The 7,141-nt window shown below is 73.3% G+C and carries 10 protein-coding genes; 1 reads left to right on the top strand and 9 read right to left on the bottom strand.

From position 1 onward, the window contains the following. The 3 genes from VM324_07025 to raiA form a co-directional block, all read right to left on the bottom strand. On the bottom strand, positions 1-253 hold a 253-nt coding region (locus VM324_07025; GenBank protein ID HVL99026.1), incomplete at its 3' end, for a hypothetical protein. Positions 254-355: 102 nt separating this feature from the next. Beyond that, positions 356-1,042 (bottom strand): response regulator transcription factor, encoded by a 687-nt coding sequence (locus VM324_07020; GenBank protein HVL99025.1) that lies wholly within the window; start codon positions 1,040-1,042, stop codon positions 356-358. A 49-nt stretch (positions 1,043-1,091) separates the two neighbouring features. Then, positions 1,092-1,664, bottom strand: a complete 573-nt coding sequence (gene raiA, locus VM324_07015) for a ribosome-associated translation inhibitor RaiA (GenBank protein HVL99024.1) — start codon at positions 1,662-1,664, stop codon at positions 1,092-1,094. 183 nt (positions 1,665-1,847) lie between these two features. Between raiA and VM324_07010 the strand changes: the two genes are divergently transcribed. Beyond that, on the top strand, positions 1,848-2,969 hold the full coding sequence (locus VM324_07010) for a M15 family metallopeptidase (GenBank protein HVL99023.1): 1,122 nt from the start codon (positions 1,848-1,850) through the stop codon (positions 2,967-2,969). On the opposite strand, the gene VM324_07005 is transcribed toward VM324_07010, so the two are convergent. From VM324_07005 to VM324_06980, 6 genes are all read right to left on the bottom strand, one after another. Further along, on the bottom strand, positions 2,902-3,597 hold the full coding sequence (locus VM324_07005) for a hypothetical protein (GenBank protein ID HVL99022.1): 696 nt from the start codon (positions 3,595-3,597) through the stop codon (positions 2,902-2,904). The two genes, VM324_07010 and VM324_07005, sit on opposite strands and share 68 nt — an antisense overlap. 126 nt (positions 3,598-3,723) lie before the next feature. Further along, the gene (gene hisG / locus VM324_07000; protein HVL99021.1) at positions 3,724-4,572 is read right to left on the bottom strand and encodes an ATP phosphoribosyltransferase; all 849 of its coding nucleotides are present in this window, start codon (positions 4,570-4,572) and stop codon (positions 3,724-3,726) included. Continuing rightward, entirely contained in the window at positions 4,573-4,869 is a 297-nt protein-coding gene (gene hisE / locus VM324_06995; protein ID HVL99020.1) for a phosphoribosyl-ATP diphosphatase, read from the bottom strand. A gap of 5 nt (positions 4,870-4,874) precedes the next feature. After that, positions 4,875-6,143 (bottom strand): adenosylhomocysteinase, encoded by a 1,269-nt coding sequence (ahcY, locus tag VM324_06990; GenBank protein HVL99019.1) that lies wholly within the window; start codon positions 6,141-6,143, stop codon positions 4,875-4,877. Positions 6,144-6,204: 61 nt separating this feature from the next. Beyond that, a complete protein-coding gene (locus tag VM324_06985; protein ID HVL99018.1) occupies positions 6,205-6,864 on the bottom strand; it encodes a DUF47 family protein in 660 nt (219 codons plus the stop codon). After that, a partial coding sequence (locus tag VM324_06980; GenBank protein ID HVL99017.1) for an inorganic phosphate transporter occupies positions 6,861-7,141 on the bottom strand: 281 nt, incomplete at its 5' end. The genes VM324_06980 and VM324_06985, both read right to left, overlap by 4 nt.

Genomic DNA, 7,141 nt, shown 5'->3' with positions numbered 1-7,141 from the left:
GCGAGGCGTCCCCACGCTCCGGCGCGGGAGCGGGGCCCTCGTCCGTCCGGGGCCCGTCGCCCGCCCCCCCTCCGTCGGTTCCCTCCGGCTCGTCGGGCTCCCCGGCCGGCGGGGTGGTCTCTGCCGGGGTCGAGCGCAGGTCGATGGGGTCGACGTCGTCCTGCCCCCTGTCGCCGAGCAGCGACAGCGCGAGCCAGCCGCCCGCAGCGAGCACGACGAGCAGCACCCCGGCCAGCGCTCTTCTCTCCGTCACGCCCTCGAGGATGCACCCGCTCCACGAGAGGACGATGAACCCTGGATGAGAAGCTCCTTAGACACGATGCCACACCGCGGTCGGCCGCCCCCGGCGGGCGCCCTACTTGATCTCGAGGAGCTTCTCCCGGACCGCGTACACGACCGCCTCCATCCGCGAGTGCAGGTGGAGCTTCTCGAGGATGTTGCGCACGTGGTTCTTGACGGTGTTCTCGGAGATGAACAGCTCCTTGGCGATGTCGCGGTTGTTCATCCCCTGGGCGACGAGCGCGAGCACCTCCATCTCCCGGTCCGTCAGCCGCGGGGCCGGCATCTGCTGCTTCTGCTCGTCCTTCTTCGCCATCGAGGCGAACTCGCTGAGCAGCTTGGAGGCCATGGACGGGGAGATGAGCGACTGCCCGGCGTGCACCTTGCGGATCGCCTCGGCGACCTCCTCGATGGAGATCTCCTTCAGCAGGTAGCCGCTGGCGCCGGCCTTGATGGCGTCGTAGAGGTCCTCCTCCTCGTCGCTGATCGTGAGCATGAGGATCTTCGAGTGCGGGACCGCGTCCTTGATGGCCTTCGTCGCCTCGATGCCGCCGTGGGCGGGCATGCGCACGTCCATGAGGACGAGATCGGGCATGTGCTCGACGGCGAGGTCGGTCGCCTCCTTGCCGTCTCCCGCCTCGGCGACCACCTCGATGTCCGGCTCCGACTCGAGCACCATCTCCAGGCCGCGGCGGAAGACCGCGTGGTCGTCGGCCACGATCACGCGGATCGCCTCGCCCTTGGTGGGTTCCGCTGCGGTCATGTCTTCTCCCCGCCTCGACGTCTCCGACGGGTCAGTCTACCGAGCGCCATCACGTCACCTCTTCGATGAGCCCGAGATCGCCGTCCTTGCGACGGTAGACGACGTTGCACCCGCCGGTGGCGGCGTTCGTGAAGACGTAGAACTCGTGACCGAGCAGCTCGAGCTGCAGCGCGGCGTCCTCGGGGAGCATCGGCTGGAGTGCGAACCGCTTCGTGCGCACGATCCGCGGTTGCGGCCAGCCGTTGGCGTCGGCGGGCTCCCCGGTCGGCAGGAGGGCGCCGGAGGCGGGCGCGGGGGGCCCCTGTGCCCCCTTGCCGCGGCGACGGTCGACCATGCGCGCCTTGTAGCGCGACAGCTGGCGGGCGAAGCGGGCGACGGCGACGTCCACCGCTTCCCGGTGGTCCCCGGCGCACCCCTCCGCGCGGATGTGGTGGCCCTTCGTGCGGGCGGTGACCTCGACGACGGCCGGCTCGGCGATGCGGGGGTTGGACTCCTCGCGTAGCACGACCTCGACGGTGGAGAGCCGGTCGAAGAACCGGGTCGCGTGCTCGATCTTCGAGACCGTCTCCTCCTTCAGGCGGTTGGTGACCTCACAGTTCTTGCTCTTGACGATGATGTCCAAACGGCACCTCCCGGTCCCCGAAGATCCTGCCACGCGCGGCGCCCTCGAACGCGCGACGGCCCCGAAACGTGGCGTCTCGGGGCCGTGGCACAGCTGGCGCAACCATCAGGCGCATCGTGACGATCCCCGCGCCCCAACGCAAGCCCGCAGCGACCCGGGCCCCACCCTGGCAGGGTGGGTGACATGCACACCCATCGCCTCACGGGGCTGGCGCTGGCGGTCGTGCTCACCACCGCCCTCGGCGCGCTGGCCGTCGCGCATCGCGGGCCGGGGTCCGCGGGCCGCGGCGCCGGCCTCCTCGTCACCTGGACGTCCGGAGGCCTGCCCGACGGCTTCGCCGGGCGCGTCGCCGACCTCGACGCGGTCACGGCCGCGAGCACCGTGCGCGGGGACCCGGTCGGTCTCGTCGCCTCCTGGGACGCCGACGGCAACCCCGTCGACCAGCCACCGGCCGGCATGACCATCCCCCTCGACGCCCTCGCCGTCGACCCGGGGGCGCACGCCGGCGTGCTCCCTCCGGGAGCGCGAGCGCCCTTCCTCGTCCTCGAGGAGGGCCAGGCGCTGCTCGGCGAGCGTTCCGCCCGGCTGCGCGGGCTCGGGCCGGGCGCCGTCCTCGAGCTTGCCACCGGGCAGCGCGTCACGGTGGCCGGCGTGGTCGCCGACGAGCTCGTCGGTTCCGCCGAGATCGTCCTGCCCGTCCCGGCGGCGGGCGTGCGGACGGAGCGCTTCGTGAAGCTGCGCTACGGGGGTGACCGGAGCGACGCGGAGGACGCGATCCGGGACGCGGCAGGAAGCGTGCCCGCCCGCGTTCGCGGGCCGGGCGAGATGGAGGTGCTGCGCCACGGCGGGTCGCTGCTCCCGCAGGTCGCCCTGAAGGAGCGCTTCGGGGAGTTCGCGTTCCGGCCGCGTGAGGGGCGCATGATCGTCCAGGACCCGGCATGGGTGGAGGCGCACGTGCGGACCGCGCAGGTCCCGATCCTCGGCGAGGTCGCCTGCCACCGGGAGGTTCTCCCGGCCCTCGATGGCGCCATGAGCGAGCTCGTCGCGGCGGGTCTCGCGTGGACCGTCGACGCCCGCGACTACGCCGGCTGCTACGGGCCACGCCTCATCCGACCGGGCGCGGCCCTGTCGCGCCACGCATGGGGCATCGCCGTCGACCTCAACGCCACCACCAACGCCTACGGGCAGCCGCCCTCGCAGGACCCCCGGCTCGTGGAGACCATGGCCCGCTGGGGTTTCAGCTGGGGCGGCGACTGGCTCGTTCCGGACGGCATGCACTTCGAGTACGTGGGCTCGGGAGGGTAGACGCGCGGGCCTGCTGGCCTGCCACGGCGAGCGTCGCGACGAGCACGCGCCGGGCGCCCGCGACCCGAAGCGCCCCGGCCGCGGCGACCGCCGTGGCCCCCGTCGTGCGCACGTCGTCGACGATGACCACCGCGGGCGGCGCCGGCCCCGCAGCGGTGAACGCCCCGGCGGGGTTGGACCGGCGCGCCGCCGCGTCGAGGGCCGTCTGGTCGGGGCGCTCGCCGACGCGCCGAAGCAGCCCCCTCGCCCCCGGTCCGGCCAGCAGCCGGGGGATCTCCGCACCCCGCTCGCGCAGCCGCCGGGGCGTGGAGGGCACCCAGGTGAGGGCCAGGTCGGCCGCCGGTGCGGGCAGGCGCACCCGCGCGCGCAGCACCTGCCCGAGGCCGATGGCGGCGGTGGAGGCTCCCCCGACCTTCATCGCCCGGACCGCCTCGGCGACGACCCCTGCGTACGCGTACACGCCGACGGCTACGACATCCTCGTCGAGGGCGGCATAGCCGCAGTCGGCGAGCAGCAGGCGCTCGGCGGCGCGTCCGCAGTCGGGGCACCAGGGCGGCGGGGCCGGCCGCCCGCAGCCGGGGCACCGCACGGGCAGCACGAGGTCGAGGACGCGCGTGGCAAGGCCCATCGCCCGAGGCTACCGAGCGTCGCGTCCCCGGCCCCCGGCTCCGTCCACAGCCCCGGTGTGGGGTCCCGGACCGATGCGGTGCCCCGTCAACCGCAACCCTGGGCCGGGGCGGCGACGGGCGGGCCGTCAGGGCAGCAGCGCCTGCGGCTGGAGGGCGACGATGCCCGTGGCGCCGAGCGCGCGGAGGTCGCCCAGGCGCTCCCACAGATGGCTCTGGCGGACCACGAAGTGCACCGCGACGAGGTCGTCACGCCCCGCGAGTGGCAGCACCGTCGGGGCGGCGAGACCGGGGAACACCTCGCGGATGCGGTCAAGGTGCTCGCGGGGGATGTGGAGCATGACGTAGCGGTGCGCGCGGGCGGCGAGCACGGCGTCGAGGCGCAACGCGAAGTCGTCGAGCAGGGAGGTGTGGTCACGGCGGACGAACAGCGCCTCGCAACGGCGCAGCACCTCGAGCACGCGCAGGCGGTTCGTCACCAGACTCGTGCCGGTCTCGCGCAGGTCCACGATCGCGTCGGCGAGCCCGGCGGCGCACGCGCCCTCGAGCGACCCGCCCATGGTCATGACCGTGACCGCGACGCCGCGCTCGGCGAAGAAGCGCCGCGTGACCTCCGGCAGGTGCGTCGCGACGACCGCGCCGGCGAGGTCGTCGACGCTCTGGCGGCCGTCGTCGTCCCGGCTCGCGAGCACGAGCTCGGATCGCGAGAACCCGAGCGGCGCCGCCGGAAGGCCCTCGAGGCCGTACTCGGCGACGATGTCTGTGGCGAGGAAGGCGGCGTGCAGCTGCCCCGCGCCGAGCGCGGCCGCCGCGTCCCGGGGTCGCATCTCGACGAAGGCGAGGCCGTTCAGCCGGGCGATCGAACCCGCCCCGTGCAGCATCCCGGTCGCGTACCCGGCGTTGGACAACAGCTCCAGGCAGGCGTCCCGAAGCCTGCCCTTCGAGGGGACGGCGATCATCACCAGCTCGTCGCCCACCTAGTGCCTCCGGGCCTCCAGCTCACGCAGCACATCGTCCAACCCGACCCCCGCGCCGACAACTCCGGCGAGGACGTGGAAGAGCACGTCCGCGGCTTCCTCAGCCACGCGCCGGCGGTCGGTCGCCGCACCGTCGGCACCCCGGCGACCGAGCTCCAGGCACAGCTCGAAGGACTCCTCCATGATCTTGCGCGCCACCCTCTCCGGGTCGGCGAGCAGCGTCGCCGAGTACGAGCCGGGCGGCGGCTGCCGGAGGCGGTCGCGAAGGACCGCCTCCAGCTGCGAGAGGATCTCCACGCGGTTCAGGTGCCGACGTCGTAGGACGCGAGATAGCGCACCTGGTCCTCGGTGAGCGTGTCGATCGGCTTGCCCATCGAGGCGAGCTTCAGGCGGGCGACGTCGGCGTCGAGCTCCACCGGCACGTCGTAGACCCGCGGCTCGAGCGTCGCGGCGTTCGCCGCCAGCCACTCCGCGGCGAGCGCCTGGTCGGCGAAGCTCATGTCCATGACCGCGGCCGGGTGACCCTCCGCAGCGCCGAGGTTGACGAGGCGACCTCCGGCGAGCAGCACGATCCGCCGGCCGTCGGTGAGCACGAACTCCTCGGCGTTGTCGCGCACCTCGCGCCGGTCCTCGGACAGCTTCTCGAGGGCGGGGATGTCGATCTCGACGTCGAAGTGCCCGGAGTTGCAGACGATCGCCCCGTCCTTCATGACCTCGAAGTGCTCCGCCCGCAGGACCGAGGTGTTCCCGGTGACGGTGACGAAGACGTCGCCGACGGGGGCGGCGTCGGCCATCGGCATGACCTGGTAGCCCTCCATCGCGGCCTCGAGCGCGCGGATGGGGTCGACCTCGGTCACGACGACGGATGCACCGTGGCCCTTAGCCCTGCTCGCCACCCCCCGACCGCAGTAGCCGTAGCCGGCGACGACCACGGTCTTGCCGGCGAGCAGCACGTTCGTCGCCCGGATGATGCCGTCGAGGGTGGACTGGCCGGTGCCGAAGCGGTTGTCGAAAAGGTGCTTCGTCGGCGTGTCGTTCACGGCGATGATCGGGTAGCGCAGCGCGCCGGCCTTCTCCATCGCCCGCAGCCGGATGACGCCGGTCGTGGTCTCCTCCGTGCCGGCGAGGACGCGGGCCGTCTGGTCGGGGCGTTCGGTGTGGAGACGGTTCACGAGGTCGCAGCCGTCGTCCATGGTGATCGTGGGCTGCTCGTCGAGCGCCGTGTCGATGTGCCGGTAGTACGAGGCGTTGTCCTCACCGCGGATGGCGTAGGTCGCGATCCCGTACTTGGCGACGAGCGCCGCGGCGGTGTCGTCCTGGGTGGACAGCGGGTTGCTCGCGACGAGGGTCACCTTCGCCCCCCCTGCGGCGAGGGTGCGCACGAGGTTGGCGGTCTCGGTCGTCACGTGCAGGCACGCCGCCACGGTCTGCCCCTCGAGGGGTCGCTCCGCGGCGAACCGTTCCCGGATGGCGGCCAGAACCGGCATCGAGCGATCGGCCCACTCGATGCGGGCCTTGCCGCGCGCGGCGAGGCCGAGGTCGGCGATGTCGTGAGCGGGCAGGTCCGCCATGAGAAGTCTTCCTCGAAAGGGGGTGTCGTGCCGTCAGGGTAGCCCCATACCCGGGGGAGCACTAATGGCTGCGCTTCAGGACCCCGTCGGCCAGGGCGTCCGCGGCCTCGTCGAGGCGCAGCCCGACGACGTCGAGTCGGCGGAGCAGGTCGCGGTTCTTCAGTGTCTCGATCGTCAGCTCGCCCCGGTAGAGGTCGGCGAGGGCGTGTTGGTACAGGCGGCGCAGCTCGTTGCCGTGGCGCTTGGCGTTCTTGCTCGCGTCGGCCACGTCGGCGGGGCGCTCGACCAGGTAGCCGACGGCGACGCGCAGTGCCTCCATGCCGCCGCGGACCGCCTCGATGAGGGGCGCGAGGCTGTTGCGGTCGCGGGGCCGGAAGAGGTCGAGCTCGCGGGTGAAGTCGCGGAGGTTGTCGAGCACGTCGTCGATCGAGCGCGACAGCCGGAAGAGGTCCTCGCGGTCGATCGGCGTGGTGAGGGCGCGCGCGAGCTCCTCGACGAGCTGGGCCCGTTCGTCGTCGCCCTCGTGCTCGACCCCGCCCATGCGGTCGCGCGCGGTGGAGGTGTCCCCGCCCTCCACGGCCCCGAGGGCGATGCGCACCCCTTCGAGGGTGGCGTCGATCTGACCGGTGAGATGGGTGACGAAGATCTCGTCGCCCCGGCCGCTCAGGTCGCGCAACAGGCGGCGCAGCCTGCCTTCCCGCACCCGCTGGTGGTCGGTCACGACAGCAGCGCACCTCCTCGGGCCACCGCCGCGGCGAGGGCGGCGCTCGCGGGCAGCGTGAGCAGCCACGCCAGGCCGAGGCGGCCCACGGCGCGCCAGCGTACCCGCCGGTGCCCGTAGCTCATCCCCGCGCCGACGAGCGCGGCGGCGACCGACTGCGTCATGGACACGGGAGCGCCGACGGCGGCGCTCCCGTGTCCATGACGCAGTCGGTCGCCGCCGCGCTCGTCGGCGCGGGGATGAGCTACGGGCACCGGCGGGTACGCTGGCGCGCCGT

It is taken from the genome of Egibacteraceae bacterium, assembly GCA_035540635.1.
In the GTDB taxonomy this organism is placed as follows: Bacteria; Actinomycetota; Nitriliruptoria; order Euzebyales; family Egibacteraceae; genus DATLGH01.
This window is presented reverse-complemented; position numbering and strand designations above follow the sequence as displayed.